This is a genomic window from Microseira sp. BLCC-F43 (genome assembly GCF_041929235.1).
GTDB lineage: Bacteria > Cyanobacteriota > Cyanobacteriia > Cyanobacteriales > Aerosakkonemataceae > Microseira.
This window is the reverse complement of record NZ_JBHFNP010000047.1, coordinates 38,584-54,136: the sequence shown is the minus strand read 5'-3', so window position 1 is coordinate 54,136 and position 15,553 is coordinate 38,584. Positions and strand designations below refer to the sequence as shown.

The 15,553-nt window shown below is 47.8% G+C and carries 8 protein-coding genes; 5 read left to right on the top strand and 3 right to left on the bottom strand.

Translation table 11 applies throughout. The features are described from left to right. Positions 1 to 262: 262 nt before the first annotated feature. Genes ACE1CM_RS08950 through ACE1CM_RS08940 form a run of 3 tightly spaced genes read left to right on the top strand, consistent with a single transcriptional unit; the run spans position 263 to position 3,271 of the window. Positions 263 to 1,681 carry a hypothetical protein gene (locus ACE1CM_RS08950; protein WP_374877062.1) on the top strand — a complete coding sequence of 473 codons (1,419 nt, stop codon included), beginning with the start codon at positions 263 to 265 and terminating at the stop codon, positions 1,679 to 1,681. 14 nt (positions 1,682 to 1,695) lie between these two features. Continuing rightward, complete coding sequence (locus tag ACE1CM_RS08945) at positions 1,696 to 2,691, top strand: decaprenyl-phosphate phosphoribosyltransferase (RefSeq protein ID WP_374877061.1); 996 nt, start codon at positions 1,696 to 1,698, stop codon at positions 2,689 to 2,691. Positions 2,692 to 2,743: 52 nt separating this feature from the next. Then, positions 2,744 to 3,271, top strand: coding sequence for a YqeG family HAD IIIA-type phosphatase (locus ACE1CM_RS08940; protein ID WP_374877060.1), 528 nt, complete (start codon positions 2,744 to 2,746; stop codon positions 3,269 to 3,271). 97 nt (positions 3,272 to 3,368) lie between these two features. Here ACE1CM_RS08940 and ACE1CM_RS08935 read toward each other — a convergent pair whose 3' ends face one another. Beyond that, positions 3,369 to 4,319, bottom strand: coding sequence for an NAD-dependent epimerase/dehydratase family protein (locus tag ACE1CM_RS08935; RefSeq protein ID WP_374877059.1), 951 nt, complete (start codon positions 4,317 to 4,319; stop codon positions 3,369 to 3,371). A gap of 85 nt (positions 4,320 to 4,404) precedes the next feature. Here ACE1CM_RS08935 and purD point away from each other — a divergent pair, with 85 nt between their 5' ends. After that, the gene (purD, locus tag ACE1CM_RS08930; RefSeq protein ID WP_374877058.1) at positions 4,405 to 5,667 is read left to right on the top strand and encodes a phosphoribosylamine--glycine ligase; all 1,263 of its coding nucleotides are present in this window, start codon (positions 4,405 to 4,407) and stop codon (positions 5,665 to 5,667) included. Positions 5,668 to 5,799: 132 nt separating this feature from the next. Next, positions 5,800 to 7,764, top strand: a complete 1,965-nt coding sequence (gene nblS / locus ACE1CM_RS08925) for a two-component system sensor histidine kinase NblS (RefSeq protein WP_374877057.1) — start codon at positions 5,800 to 5,802, stop codon at positions 7,762 to 7,764. On the opposite strand, the gene ACE1CM_RS08920 is transcribed toward nblS, so the two are convergent. Together ACE1CM_RS08920 and ACE1CM_RS08915 are read right to left on the bottom strand one after the other, a co-directional pair. Next, positions 7,742 to 8,095, bottom strand: coding sequence for a zinc ribbon domain-containing protein (locus ACE1CM_RS08920; RefSeq protein ID WP_374877056.1), 354 nt, complete (start codon positions 8,093 to 8,095; stop codon positions 7,742 to 7,744). The genes nblS and ACE1CM_RS08920 overlap by 23 nt on opposite strands. Positions 8,096 to 8,394: 299 nt before the next feature. Next, the gene (locus tag ACE1CM_RS08915) at positions 8,395 to 14,808 is read right to left on the bottom strand and encodes a calcium-binding protein (protein ID WP_374877055.1); all 6,414 of its coding nucleotides are present in this window, start codon (positions 14,806 to 14,808) and stop codon (positions 8,395 to 8,397) included. Positions 14,809 to 15,553 lie beyond the last annotated feature (745 nt).

Sequence of the window (15,553 nt, the reverse complement as noted above, 5' to 3'; positions counted from 1 at the left end):
AAATAATTGACAAATAATTTCATGAATATTCATAGCAATAGTATGATACAAAAAACAAATATTATCTCTCTAGTCCTGATGGCGGAATCAGACAGTAAATATACAGACAGGGAAAGCATGGTCAACTAAGGCAGTAAAAGCTACATTGGCTGAAAATCAAGGCAAATAATGTAAAAAATACAGCCAATGGTGGGAGCGAATTTAACCTGATTAGCCGAGCAAAAAGAAACTCAAAGCAGATGGAATTGCCAGAGATATAACTATGAAAAAATCCACGTTTGGTATAGGAGGAATATTTTGGAAATTGCCTGTAGTAGCCCAATCGATTAAAAGTAAAATCGGTTGGATTAATCAGCAAGCTCGCGAAAACTGGGGAGAGATTCTATTGGTAGTTGCGCTCGCGGCAAGTGCAGGCATTGCATCCTATCTTGGGGCGCAGCTGATTCACCCCTGGCTACTTACCGATCGAGGTGCCGACCTGTGGTTTTCAGCCGATATTCCCCGCGTGTTTGCCAACATGACCGACCGCTTCAGCAACCATTCCCGCACTAAAGTACACCCAATATTTTCGCTGATAGCATTCCCACCCGTATTTTTAATGCACAAAGTATTGGGTCTTGATGCTCTGACTGCGGTAAGAATAGCGATCGCAGCGGTAGCAGCGCTATGTATAATGGCGCTTTTCATTGTACTGAGACTGATTGGTTGCCGACGATTTGACGCGGCTCTATTTAGCATCCTTGGGGCAACTAGCGCCGCCGCGATGTTTTGGTTTATCGTGCCAGAAACCTACCCATTTGGAGCGTTAAGCATTCTGGCGGGACTATGTCTGGCGGCGATCGCCCAATATCGAAAGCTGTCAGCACAATGGTATGCAGTTGTAAGTGCCGCGACATTGAGCATCACGACCACCAACTGGATGGTGGGAATTCTGGCAACCTTGGCAAAATATCGCCGCAAGTGGGCATGGAAGATTACCCTCGATGCATTGTGCCTGAATATTGTGCTGTGGAGCGTACAAAAGTCTATCTTTCCCAGTGCTGGATTTTTTATCGTTTTGGGCGATAGCGAAGAAAAAAATTACATGTTGCGGCAAGCATCTGGAGGTTTTTGGCACGTCCTCCAGTCTTTTGTGGCTCACACAATGGTAATGCCGGATATGCGGATAATTCCTCATTGGAAAAAGTTCGAGCTATTAAGGGTGCTGACACAGCGCGCTATACCTGGTTCTGCCAGCGTCTGGGGAACCGTTGCCGTCATCTTGTGGATGGCTCTATTAGCTTTAGGAATATGGGGCTTTTTCGCTGCCAAACAGCATCGCCAACTCCGCATTGTTCTTGGTTTTAGTATCTTGGGACAGCTAGCACTTCACACCGTATACGGCGAGGAGACATTTCTTTACTCGTTACATTTCTTGCCATTGTTAATAGTTTTGGCAGCATTCAGCACCCAGACGCCTGCACGCTCCATCGGCTTGGTATTGGCAGGGATGTTGGTGTTGACTGCGGGTGTGAATAATGGTTTGCAATTGCTCAAAGCAAAAGAGGTGATGAATAGTCAAGCAGCGCCACGTACCCAATTGCTAAAGCAGATGCAGCAGCGCCCGACTGACCCTTCCACCCCTGGAGTGGGCAGCTTCGACGTTGCGGTAAATCTCAAAACTACGAGCGATCGCCGTTGATAAAATTGGAACATATGTTTAGACCGAAAAAAACTGAATTTAAAGGTAATAGAACTTTGCACCCAGAACAAGAAAAAGTTGGTAATAAAGCAGCCGCTTATTTGAAGGCGCTCAGACCTCGCCAGTGGACAAAAAACTTGATTGTTTTTGCCGCCCCTTTGTTTGCTTTTAGTCTTAATTGGCAATCTTGGCTGGGGAGCTTGCTAGCATTTGTTTTGTTTTGTTGCGCTTCCAGTAGTTTTTATTTATTCAACGATATTGCCGATGTAGAATCAGACCGGCAACATCCGGTCAAATGCAAGCGCCCGATTGCAGCGGGAGAGATCGCTATCCCAGTCGCGATATTGATGGCAATAGTTTTGTTGGGTGGCGCCATAGCCGTCGGTTGGTGGCGAAGTTCCAGCTTGGGAGTAACTATCATCGCCTACGGCATACTGCAAGTTGCGTATAATTTGCGACTAAAGCGCACGGTAATTTTGGATGTAGTGGCGATCGCAATGGGATTTATTTTGCGTGCTTTTGCAGGTGCCGCAGCAACTGGTATTGTTCTATCTCCCTGGTTTTTGCTGTGTACGGCCATGCTGGCTCTGTTTTTGGGCATTGAAAAGCGCAAAGCGGAACTGCGGTTGTTACAAATTAAAGGCGGTAAAACTCGCGCCGTCCTCAAACGCTACTCCTTGCCTCTATTAATCCGCATGGAAAGTACAGTCACAACGGGAGCCGTTTTAACCTATGCCCTTTGGAGTTCCGGCCCTCAAGTCAATGGAGCATCAACTCCCTGGATGATGCTAACATTGCCCTTTGTTTTATACGGCATTTTTCGCTATCAATTACTCAGCGACCCCCAAGAAATAGCTCGTAAAAGTGACGCCAGTCTTGAGAAAGGAGGACAAACTGAGCGACCTGAAGAAGTTTTATTAAAGGATTTTCCACTCCTGATGACTGTGGTTGCTTGGGCGATCGCCAGCTTTGGCATTCTCTGGTTTAAATCTCAGGGTTTAATCCAATAAAAACAATCGATATTCTTTGAAACCAGTTGCTCAACCAGCGCGAGATTTTCCTATGTCAAACAAAATGTTTCGATATTTTCCTCATCAAGCTTATCGACTCGCTTCTATAGAGATTGATGAACTGAAAAAATCTGGAATTCGGGGAGTAATACTCGACCTGGATAACACGATTGTTTCTGAAGACGATCGTTACTTATCTCCAGGGGCTGAAGCATGGCTCAAACAAGCAAAATTAGAAGGGTTTAAATTTTATATCCTCTCAAATGGTAAGCGGCGATATCGGGTGAAATTTTGGGAGCATCGCCTAGGAATTCCAGCCATAAATCCAGCCAGGAAACCCTTTCCTTTTGCCTTTATTAAAGCCTTAAATTACATGCAACTCAAACCAAAACAAGTTGTAGCGATTGGAGACAGCCGCCACACAGACATACTAGGAGCGTGGCTTGTAGGCTGTCCTAGCATCCAAGTGGCAACGCTGCCTCATCCCTTTCGCTGGTGGGAAAAACTACTAGGAAAAAGAGTACAAACTCCCTATCCTGCAGAACACGAACTTTGGGAGTTTGATGCTAACCAATATTGAAAGAATTCAGGAATTACGCAAACACCAAAGTTTCTCTGAAAAATCGTTGCTTTCTCAACTGGAGATCTACTCAGAAACAAAGGTGATGGCCTGGCAATTAACCGTACAAAGACTGAATCCAATTCCACTCCTGGGTTAAACCCTCCCGCAGCGATACTTTAGGCTCATAACCCAGGATTTTCCTTGCTTTTGACACATCTGCCGCCGTGTGACGCGCATCTCCCATCGCTGGTTCGAGATAATTTTTGCGAATGGGACGAGAGACAATTTGTTCCATCGTGTCGATAATTTGCATTAATCCCACCCGACTCCCGCCGCCAATATTAAAAATTTCCCCCACCGCTTCTGGCACTTTAGCAGCCGCTAAATTCCCAGCAACAACATCGCCGACAAAGGTGAAATCTCGCGTTTGCTGTCCATCCCCGTAAATAGGAATTGGTTGCTCGACTAAAACCGACTTAAAAAACTTATGAAATGCCATATCCGGGCGTTGGCGGGGGCCATAGACACTAAAATATCGCAAGGCCGTAAACGGAACTTTGAAGTTTTTGTAATACAATCCACATAAACGCTCAGCTGCCAGCTTGGTAATGCCGTAAGGAGATACGGGTTGGGGACAAATAGATTCAGAAGTCGGTAAAGTTTCGGCATCGCCGTAGACAGAAGAAGTTGAAGCATAAACAAACCGCTTCAGGTGTTTGGCGTCCTTCGCCGCTTCCAGCATAATTTGCGTGGCGTTGATATTCCTTTCTGTATAAGCGCGGAAGCCATCGCCCCAGCTAGCACGGACTCCCGCTTGCGCCGCTAGGTGATAAACTATTTCCACATCAGCCAACAGTGCCGCCCAATCGAGAGACTGGATATCCGCTTCGATTAATTTAAAATTAGGGTGATTTTCAAAGCTGGAAATATTCTGGCGTTTCAGGGCTGGGTCATAATAATCGTTGAACTGATCGATGCCGATCACCTGTTCCCCTTGGTTTAACAGGGCTTCCACCAAGTGAGAACCAATAAAACCGGCAACCCCTGTAACGATACTTTTAGCCATAAACTTTCTATACTGAAGAGCGATACCTGGACTGAAGAGTAACATTTTATCGTTAAAGATTCGAGAGTTGGAGTGCGAAGATAACGTGAAGGTTTTGGTTGTTGGGAATGGGGGACGGGAACACGCCTTAGCTTGGAAACTCCTACAATCTGAGGGAATTCAACAGGTGTTCTGCGTTCCGGGTAATGGCGGTACGGCGGTAATGGATCGCTGTCAGAATCTCCCCCTGGGGGTAGATGATTTTGAGGGAATGGCACGCTTTGCTAGCGAAAATGATATTTCTCTGGTGGTGGTAGGGCCAGAACTGCCTCTGTCCAGGGGAATTACAGATTATCTGCGATCGCAACATATCCCCGTTTTTGGCCCCACGAAAGCGGGCGCCCAAATTGAAGCGAGTAAAGCTTGGGCAAAAGCTTTGATGCAAGAAGCTAAAATGCCCACGGCGAAAGCGGTTGTGTTTGCCGATGCCTCGTCGGCAAAAGCCTATGTCAAGACCCATGGTGCCCCGATCGTGATCAAAGCCGATGGTTTGGCGGCTGGGAAGGGGGTAACCGTGGCGCAAACTGTTGCGGAAGCTCAAGCTGCGATTGAGGAGGTGTTTAACAGTTGTTTCGGGATAGTGGTAATTGAAGAATGTTTGATGGGGGAAGAAGTCTCGGTGTTAGCTTTAACCGATGGCGTGACGATTCGCCCCTTGTTACCCGCCCAGGATCACAAGCGCATCGGCGAGGGGGATACCGGCCCAAATACCGGCGGCATGGGCGCTTATGCCCCTGCCCGCCTGCTGACGCCCCAGTTGATGGAACGGATTGAGAAGGAAGTTTTGCAAAGTGCTATCGCCCATCTGCAAAAACGCAAGATCGACTATCGCGGCGTCCTCTACGCCGGATTAATGATTACCCCCCAAGGGGAACCTAAAGTCCTGGAATTTAACTGTCGCTTTGGCGATCCGGAAACCCAAGCCATTCTACCCTTGCTCGAAACTCCCCTGGAAGAATTAATGCTGGCTTGTGTCGAACAAAGACTTGACAAAATGCCACCAATATGCTGGAAGCCAGGAGCTTGCGTGTCCGTGGTGATGGCGAGTGGGGGTTATCCGGGAGACTACGAAAAAGGGAAAGTTATTAGCGGGATAGAACAAGCCGAAGCTTTGGGAGCGATTGTGTTTCACGCCGGAACGCAATTGCGGGAGAACCAGATATTAACCGATGGGGGACGAGTGTTGGGGGTGACGGCGACGGGAGAGAATTTTGAGCAAGCGATCGCACAAGCTTACACCGCCGTAGATTGTATTGAGTTTGAAGGCAAGTACTACCGGCGAGATATCGGTCACCGAGTCAAGGGTTAATCTGGTTATCGGGAATCTTTATCTATGCTTCCTTGCTGAATTTGTCCAAACTGGTAATGATTAATGTAACAGAAACATTTACTTGACAGGCGCTATAGTGCCTGTTAAAAACATTCGCGGAAAATCCCCCAAATGCTGGCCCTCTTGAAAACAATCCGAGATGCGATCGCTCATTGGTGGTCTGAATTTACCCTCCAGACAAGGCTAATGGCAGCGGCGACTTTAGTTGTTTCCCTATTTATGAGTGGCCTCACCTTCTGGGCAGTCAACTCAATTCAGCAAGATGCACGTCTTAACGATACCCGCTTCGGTCGCGACCTGGGTATCCTGCTGGCGACGAACGTTGCGCCTTTGATCGCAGAAAACGATCTGACTGATGTCGCTCGCTTTTCCCAACGCTTCTACGCCAGCACCTCCAGCGTGCGCTACATGCTCTACGCCGACACTGAAGGGAAAATTTTCTTTGGGATTCCGTTTTCGGAATCGGAAGTGCAAACGTCACTTACCCTCGAACGTCGCATTCAACTACCAGCAGATTACGCGACCAATGCCGACTTGCCAATGGTGCGGCAGCACCGCACCCCCGACGGCGAAGTCACCGATGTGTTTGTTCCCGTCTATCACGAGGGGAAGTATCTAGGCATTCTGGCAATTGGCATCAATCCCAATCCCACCGCTGTCACTTCGTCACACCTAACGCGGGATGTGACGATTGCCGTTTTTATCTCGATCTGGGCAATGGTGATTTTGGGCGGCGTGATTAACGCCTTGACAATCACCAAACCAATTAAAGAGTTGGTGACGGGAGTCAAAAATATCGCTACGGGGAACTTTCAGCAGCGAATAGACCTACCCCACGGCGGCGAACTCGGCGAGTTGATCGAAAGCTTCAACGAAATGGCGGAAAGGCTAGAGCGTTATGAAGAGCAAAATATAGAAGAATTAACCGCGGAAAAAGCCAAGCTGGAAACCCTGGTTTCGACGATTGCCGATGGGGCGGTGCTGCTGGATACTAACTTGCAGGTGATTTTAGTCAATACCACAGCGCGGCAGATGTTTGGCTGGGATGGCAACGATTTGGTGGGGTCGAACTTGCTGTATAGCCTGCCAGCGCCCGTTTCGGCAGAGTTGACGCGACCGTTGTATAAAATGACCGCAGGGGAAGGCGATCGCGAAGCCGAGTTTCGCATCACCCTCACCCACCCGACAAACCGCACCGTCCGCATTCTCCTGACTACCGTCCTCGACCAATACCGAGATAGCATCAAAGGCATTGCCATGACGGTACAAGATATTACTCGCGAAGTAGAACTAAACGAAGCCAAAAGTCAGTTTATCAGCAACGTTTCCCACGAACTTAGAACCCCACTGTTTAATATCAAATCCTTCATCGAAACTCTGCACGAGTACGGCGAAGACCTCAACGAAGAACAACGCCGCGACTTTCTCCAAACAGCCAATCGCGAAACAGACCGCCTCACCCGCCTCGTCAACGACGTGCTGGATTTATCGCGACTGGAAACTTCCTGCCGAATTTATCATTTTGATGGGTTAGATATCGCTCAAATCGTTGACCAAACCCTGCGAACCTATCAGTTGAATGCAAAAGATCAAGAGATTGAGCTGATTCAAGAAATTGACGCCAATTTGCCGTTGGTTTTAGGTAACTACGATTTGTTGCTGCAAGTACTGACTAATCTTGTAGGTAATGCATTGAAGTTTACTGAACCAGGCGGAAGAGTGGCAATTCGGGCGTATGCAGTAGAACCAAAAATCGGGCCGGTGCGCCTGGAAGTTTCGGATACGGGTATTGGCATTGCGCCAGAGGATCAGCAGGCAATTTTCGCTCGCTTTTTCCGCGTAGAAAACCGGGTTCACACCAAGGAAGGAACTGGACTAGGACTTTCGATTGTCAGAAATATCATCGATAAGCATCACACTCAAATTCACCTAGTCAGCGAAGTGGGCGTTGGTACAACTTTCTGGTTTGACCTGGCAGTATTTCAGGAAAAAGCGACCCACCTGGATAATCCATCGGACGAAACCCATTCGTCAACGGTGAGCGTGCTTGAGCCTACCCCATCAAGGCCAGGATAAAACTGACCAGGATTAGACCTACCAGGACAAGCCAAATCAGGTTTCGCTGCAACCACAGCCTAATCGACGGGCTGGAGTTTTGCTGCTGCTTTTGATACAAATCTTTTAAAGCGCGGTCTTGGTAAAGGGTACACTCCTTAGCATAGGGGCGTTTGGGGAAAGTGCAGGTATCGTCTTCGTGGTAGGTGCAACTGTCGCATAAAGGTACATCTCCACTCGTCCGGTGTAAAGGAATGCCGGGATGACCGTAGGCTTTTAGCACCATGCGGCAGTGGGGACATTCTAGTGCTTGGGGTTTAACAGGTTGTTGACAGCGGGGGCAATTTGGCATTGATTAGGGTTATTTTGAGGATCGATCGCACTTACAGCGGATTGCTTTTCGAGTGAGGTACAGTCTTTTGGCTTCGTTTGTATAGCGGCAGCATTAATGCTGCCGCTATACAAACAAAGGTATACCTTATTTTTATGGCTGCAATCCGCTATATTCTAGGGTGCATTATCGCTAGTGGCTAACGCATATGGCTGCAATCCGCTATGTTCTAGGGTGCATTATCCCTAGTGGCTAACGCACCCTACAACAGATATTGTGGAGATGGTGCGTTACACTGCGTTAACGCACCCTACAACAGTTTATAAGAGGGCAAAATCAGCGTTGGTCAGGGTATTTGCTTGTACTCCCAAAATGGTAGATAAGAGTTCGTTATTGTTTTGCCACAGAATCAAAGTATTGCTGGCGTTATTGCCGGTGCCTTGGACAATTTTAAGTTGATTGAAGGTGAGAGAGTTGGTTAAGAGCAAGCGATCGCTCCCCTTGATAAAGTTGAAGATAACATCCGCACCTGCCCCGGCAACGAGTGCGAATCGGTCTTGACCGCTACCGCCATAAAGACTATCAAATCCCGCACCGCCAAACAGCACATTGTCACCTTCTCCACCTTCGACTATATCGTCGCCAGCACCACCGTTGAGCGAGTCGTTGCCGCCATTTCCGGAAATAGAATCATCTCCCCCTTGCCCAATCAAGGTATCGTTACCTTCTCCACCAGCGAGTAAGTCAACGCCGTCGCCGCCATCCAGGTAATCGTCGCCAGCTTGACCGTAAAGTTGGTCGTTATTATTGCCACTAAACAGGGTGTCTTTACCATCCCCGCCTTCGAGGTAGTCATCGCCAGCACCAGCATTAAGGCTATCATTACCAGCTTGACCGTAGAGTTGATCGCGACCATCTCCGCCCGTTAAGGAGTCATCGCCATCCCCGCCTTCCAGGTAATCGTCGCCCACTCCACCATCGATGACGTCATTACCAACTTGACCGTAAAGTTGGTCGTTGGCAATGCCACCTGACAGCGAGTCATCGCCGCTACCGCCTTCGAGGTAGTCATTCCCCCCATCGCCTGCCAGGGTATCGTTACCCGCTTGACCGAACAATTGGTCGTTGCCATCGCCGCCCGATAATTGGTCGTTAGCGTCGCCGCCATCGAGGTAATCATTCCCCGCTTGCCCAAATAAGGTATCGGCATCTGCACCGCCATCGAGGTAGTCATTGCCGTCGCCGCCCACGAGAGAATCATTGCCAGTGCGACCATACAGTTCGTCGTCGCCTGTACCGCCATCGAGGGAGTCATTGCCAGCAGCGCCTTCGAGGGAGTCTCGACCAGCACTACCGTAAATTTCGTCATTCCCCGCGTCGCCCGTCAGCAGGTCATCGCCATTGCCACCTACGAGGGAGTCGTTGCCATCGCCACCCGTAAGCGAGTCGTCGCCATTGTTACCAAACAGCGTATCGTCACCCGCTTGCCCGGAAAGCGTATCGCTATCGTTGCCGCCATCGAGGAAATCGTTGCCCGTACCGCCAAACAAGGTATCGTTACCAATTTGACCGAAGAGTCGGTCATTGCCCGCATTGCCGTTTAGCAGGTCGTCGCCTTTGCCGCCGTCCAGCAAGTCGTTGCCGTTGCCGCCATCGAGGGTGTCATTGCCAATTTGACCGTAGAGGCGGTCATCGTCGTCGCCGCCATTGAGTTGGTCGTTGCCGTTGCCGCCTTCTAGGAGGTCTACTCCCGCTTGCCCCAACAGAAGATCGGCATCGTCGCCGCCATTGAGTTGGTCGTTGCCGTCGCCGCCTTCTAACGTATCGGTACCAACTTGACCATCTAGTCGGTCGTTGCCTTCGCCGCCGAACATCAGGTCATTGCCTGCACCGCCATCGAGGTTATCGTTACCAGCGCTGCCATCGAGGGTGTCATTACTAACTTGACCGTAGAGATAATCGTTGCCATCGTTGCCGACTAGCGAGTCATCGCCGTCGCCGCCTTCCAGGTAGTCGTTGCCAGTGCCGCCATCGAGGATATCGTTGCCGAGTTGACCGTAAAGTTGGTCGTTGCCGCCGCTACCAGCGAGAGAGTCATCGCCGTCGCCGCCTTCGAGGTAGTCGTTGCCTTCGCCACCGTCAAGGGTGTCAGTACCTTGGTCACCATAGAGTTGGTCGTTATCGCTGCCGCCGTTGAGATAGTCGTTGCCGTCGCCGCCGGTGATGTAGTCAATTCCCGCTTCACCCGCTAGCGAGTCATTGCCAGCAGAACCGATAATGCGTTCGCGTCCTTCTCCTCCTTCGACGGTATCATCCCCAGCACCGCCATCGATAAAGTCGTTGCCGCCTAACCCATCGATAAAATTATTGCCATCATCGCCAATTAAAGTATCGATGAATTCCGAACCAATTAGGTTTTCAATTAATGTCAGAATATCCCCGTTGGCATCTCCTGCCCAACCTTTACCCGTTTTCAAACTAACAGCAACGCCGGTTTCGGAATTGAAATAGGAAGCAGTATCGTTACCAGTACCGCCATCAAGGGTATCTGCCGCTTTTCCGCCCACAATCAAGTCATCGCCTGCTTCTGCCGAGATGACATCGTTGCCGTTTTCCCCATAAAGCGAATCGTTTCCATCTCTTGCGGCAATCGTATCGTTGCCATCTCCGGAGGTAATAATATTCGCTTTGGCATCGCCAGTAATGTCGTCGTTGAAGGCAGAAACGATGACATTTTCAACGTTAAAGATTTGGTCGGTATTGCCAAAACCATCTTTGGCGAAGTTCTGTTCTAAATTGACAATGACGCTACTTGGATCGCGACGATAGCTGACAGTATCGGTATCTTCACCACCATCGATGGTATCGTTGCCAGCGTTGCCGATTAGCAGGTCATTTTTGGCTAACCCTTTGATTTGGTTATCAAGGCTATTACCGATGAGAATATCATCGAAGTTTGAGCCGATGATATTTTCCAAACCCTTAAGGGTATCTGTATTACCAAAACCATCTAAAGCAGTGCCTGAATTGATAGTAAAAGTAGGTTCGAGGTCGGTGGAATCTTTGGCAGTGTTGTTGAAACTTTGGGTTTCATCGATATTTACAACGACACCTTTGGGTGAATTTTCGTAGCTGACGGTATCGATATCGGCACCACCATCAATTAGGTCATTGCCTGCTTCTCCCATGAGGAAATCATTGCCGGAATTGCCAAACAGCGAGTCGTTTCCGGCGTTACCGTTCAAGCGATCGCTGTCAATTCCACCATCGAGAATGTCGCTGCCTTCGCCACCAACGAGAGAGTCAGTACCTGCATCACCATTTAAAGTGTCGCTATCAATTCCGCCGTCGAGAATATCAATACCAGCACCACCGATGAGAGAGTCGTTGCCCGATCCTCCTACTAAGAAGTCATCGCCACCGCCACCATCTAGAACATCATCTCCTTCACCGCCTGCAAGAAAGTCTTTGCCAGCATCGTCAAAAAACTTTGGTTCGCTAAATATGGGCAAACCTTTATCATCAACACCAAGTTGAGTAATTTCTGTGCGGAAACCACCTTTTAGCGTGTCATTACCAGTGCCGCCAACGAGGCTATCATCTCCCTCATTACCGTTGAGGAAATCGTTGTCAGCATCCCCATTCAGCGTGTCGTTGCCAACATCGCCATACAGAGTATCTAGTCCAATTCCGCCATCAAGAAAGTCATTGCCCTTGTTACCGCTGAGTCGATCGTTGCCACTTTCTCCGAATGCGAAATCTTCGCCATCGCCGCCGTTGAGTTTGTCATCGTCAGCACCACCCTTAAGCGTGTCAGCACCCGCATCACCGGCTACGATGTCTTTACCACCACCACCGTCTAAACTGTCATCCCCTGCACCGCCCTTGAGTGCATCGTCGCCATCGTCTCCAAAAATCTGGTCAGCTTTAGGACTGCCATTAAGACCATCATTCCCCACCCCGCCGCGCAGGGTTGCCGATCCGTCGCCAGCTTTCAAAATGTCATTACCATCGCCGCCAGCGAGATCTACTTCGGCAGCAACACCCGGTTGAACGATAATGGCATCATCTCCGGTACCGCCATCAGCGATAATTTTGCCAACGCTAGGACTGGTAGTGGGGTAAGACTGAACGTAACCGAATGCCGAGACGAAAACTTGACCGGGGTTTGCTCCTGGTTGTACTTCAAAGACTTCGTTAATTTCATTGATAAATGGAGTGCCACTGCCGCGATCGCTTGCATTTGGTCCCATGTTGAGTCGCAACAGATTGCTGCCCAAATCCTTAGCTAATACCGGATTTTTAATCTCTGTACCGCCACCGCAACCATAGGAAAAATTCAAACCCGGAATCGGGAATCTGGCAATTTCAAAGCTATCCTCAAAAACAAACAAAAGTTCGTAGGATACTTCAGCACCCGCCTCAACTTTACCTTCGGTATTGAAAACGCAGTTAACTCCCTTCGACAAGTTTTGTAAGATTTCTGGCGGTCTGACTTTACCATCCCCAGGTGTCGGATCGTTAAGTTTGAAGTCAACCGTACCTTCGATGAAAATATCGGCACTTAATTCTGCTGCACCAGGAATACCAACTCCACCACCCGCAAAGAATCCAAGATTTAAATTAAACCCGCTATTTGCATCTACAAAGAAACCTTTATTGAAGATATCAGATGCGTTGCCACTGCTGGCGGCCGCAAAAAGACCTTGCGTATCAAATCCAAAGTCAAGATTGGCGCCAAAACCGCCATTTCCTCCAAAGTTGACATTAACGCCAGGAAATACCGGAACCTTTTGCGTGTATTCAAACTGAGCTACCAAAGTTGGTAAGTCTGCCAAGAATAGTGTGGCATCTGTTTTGCCTAGAAATAGTTTGAATACTTCTTTTGGTTCTTCGAGAATTGGAAAACTTAAACCACCGCCTTGTGCGCCTGCAAAGAAACTACTCGCTGTGGTTGATTTGCCTTTGGCCTGATCCAGCGGGTTACCGAGTGTTGGTGCGATGATATTGCTGGGATTGAGTGTGATTCCACTCAGGTTAGGAATCTGACGAATATCTCCAGGAAGGCTGAAACCGCCCAAATCGAGCAAAACGCTGCCCGCTGCTGTATCAATGCTGTCAAGAGTTTTAGCAGCATTCACAATTTGAGGAATTGCCTCGATTAAACCTAACTTTGGAGAACCTTTAGCAAATGTCTTAGCTATGTCCAGAAGACTGATATTGATGCCAAATTCGTCCAGCAACGGCAAGTTTGTCGTAATAACGTCAATGACTGGTTCTAGAGGTTTTGTTATGTTACGAACTTGTTCTACAACCGGCTTGGCAAAATCACTCAAAAATGAACCAAGGTCTAGTTTGACGTTATTAAAACCAACAGTTGGTAAGTCGCCAAATTTTGCATCATCGATATCGGCTGCGTTGAAGTTCCAATCTAAATTGAAGTCGCTGCTAAGTTTGGGAAAATTAGCTGAATCAGCGAAGCTTGTGGCAAAATTTAAGTTAACGTCGGCGTTGGCAGTTAATTTAGCATCAACCAAACTTGTAAAGTTAACCGAGGTAATTTCTGCAACTTTCAATCGATTGCCAGAGTCAGCTAAATCAACAGCAAAAGAACCATTAAAGTTAGTTCCTTTGTCTGTGGCGTTAAGGTTGAGGAATCCCAGCTTACCATTGGCATTTAAACCGGGAGTTGAAGCATTGAGATTGATTTTTAGTTCATCGTTTGCAGACGTATCAATGAAAAACCCTTCGGTCTTATTGACGCCCAATTTCAGGTCAAAGTCAAAGCCCAAACCTACATTAGCGTCGCCAGTCAATTCAATTCCCACGCCTGGGATGCCAAAGTTGGATGCTAACGAGGTGGTAAAATTAGAAGGAGTATTAGGGCCGAGTTTTAAGTCAAATATCACCTCGTCCGTTGTGTCAACAACATTGATAGCTTGTTTGAGCAGGTTTAATCCACTTGAACCAAGCGCTGTGTTGAGAGCGTTTTGAATATCGGTAACAGTTGCATTGGTTAAATCGGTGATATCATCGAGTTTGTCGTGGACAGCAGTTCTAATATTTTCGATGAATTGGACTGCTTGGTTACTGGCATTTTTTAGACTATCCCCGACAATGGGTATGCTCTCACTAAAAACTCGATTGTTGACACCATTTTGTAGGGTAGTTAGCAACTGATCTAGGTCAGCGATCGCATCCGTAAATTTACCCGTGAAATTTTGCTGTTCCAGCTGAATAACTTTCCCATCTAAGGTAAGAACAACTGTATCGTTCTCAGTCTTTAATGCCTGAAGTGCAGGTTCATCTAATTGCACGCCTTGAACTAAAGCGGAAAAAATTGCTCCTTCATCTCCAGGGGCATCGGATATGTTAATTCGCCCATCTACAAAATGTCCGATTTCTTCTAATAAAACATCCGCGATCGCACTCCCATCCCCTCCATGCCGCGCCAAGTATTCCCCAGATAAATAAATCTTGTTAGTATCAACAGAAAAAGCCCCATTCGCGCCATTGATATCGGATGCTGAACGAATTTCAACTGCTGGCAATCCGGTAAAATCCCCCGTTCTCCATAGCTGACGGAATGCTTCTAGTCCGGCGTTGTCGAAGTCGTCGCCGAAGGCGCGAGCTATTTTTTCCCCAAACTCTTCATCTGCCGCAAATTCGGTTAATAATTTGTAGGCTTTTTCCTCAGATTTCTTCAAACTATCGAGCAAATTTTCACTAGACATAATAACCTACCTCAACAGGTTACGAAAGCAATTAAATATCCCAAGTTGCTAATTGCTAATTGCTAATTGTTAATTGGATTTATAGGGGGTCTGCTATTGGCAATTACCCATTACCCATTACCAGTCCGCTTGGATCTAACTAGCAAATTGCGTTAAATAGATGCAACCCTCCGGCTAAAAATGTCAGGATTAGCCGCTTACAGAACCAATATTTATCGAGCTATTTACAGTTAAACAAGGGGTGAATGAGTCATGTTTCACCCATTCAATGTATCTCCACAAACAGTTTAATATTGAGTCAATTTCGCCTAGAAAAACGAACCTAGCAACCTACCAATCTCAGACAGGTTTGAATCCCTATTGCTCGAACTATTACCCAAATAGGGAAATCGGAAAAAATTAGGTAAGTTTACGAGGTTTGCAGCTTGAGTTAAAGACTTTGTTTTTATTTTTCGACGATGATACTAAGTTAACCTGACCCAAGGTAAATAGCGTGAAAATTTAACAAATATACGTAAAACTACGGCGGTCGAAGTTGAACCGAAAACGGATAAATGAAGCGGGGACAGCAAGAACCGCGATCGCACAGAAATCCTAAACAGTTTAAACATTTTCCGACGCGGTGCGGAAATCCACCTCACACAGCAGGACTGAGGAGTTCATACAATGATACTGGGTGCCAGAATGCGACCGCCTGCCAGCATGACTTGATGGCATCAGTGACGCCGCCTTTTAACCAAATAAC

What these genes read in the sequence shown, in the direction of transcription:
- ACE1CM_RS08945 (WP_374877061.1), top strand. Translation starts at nt 1,696, where the DNA reads ATGTTTAGACCGAAAAAAACTGAATTTAAAGGTAATAGAACTTTGCAC.
- ACE1CM_RS08940 (WP_374877060.1), top strand. Translation starts at nt 2,744, where the DNA reads ATGTCAAACAAAATGTTTCGATATTTTCCTCATCAAGCTTATCGACTC.
- nblS (WP_374877057.1), top strand. Translation starts at nt 5,800, where the DNA reads ATGCTGGCCCTCTTGAAAACAATCCGAGATGCGATCGCTCATTGGTGG.
- ACE1CM_RS08950 (WP_374877062.1), top strand. Translation starts at nt 263, where the DNA reads ATGAAAAAATCCACGTTTGGTATAGGAGGAATATTTTGGAAATTGCCT.
- ACE1CM_RS08920 (WP_374877056.1), bottom strand. Translation starts at nt 8,095, where the DNA reads ATGCCAAATTGCCCCCGCTGTCAACAACCTGTTAAACCCCAAGCACTA.
- ACE1CM_RS08935 (WP_374877059.1), bottom strand. Translation starts at nt 4,319, where the DNA reads ATGGCTAAAAGTATCGTTACAGGGGTTGCCGGTTTTATTGGTTCTCAC.
- ACE1CM_RS08915 (WP_374877055.1), bottom strand. Translation starts at nt 14,808, where the DNA reads ATGTCTAGTGAAAATTTGCTCGATAGTTTGAAGAAATCTGAGGAAAAA.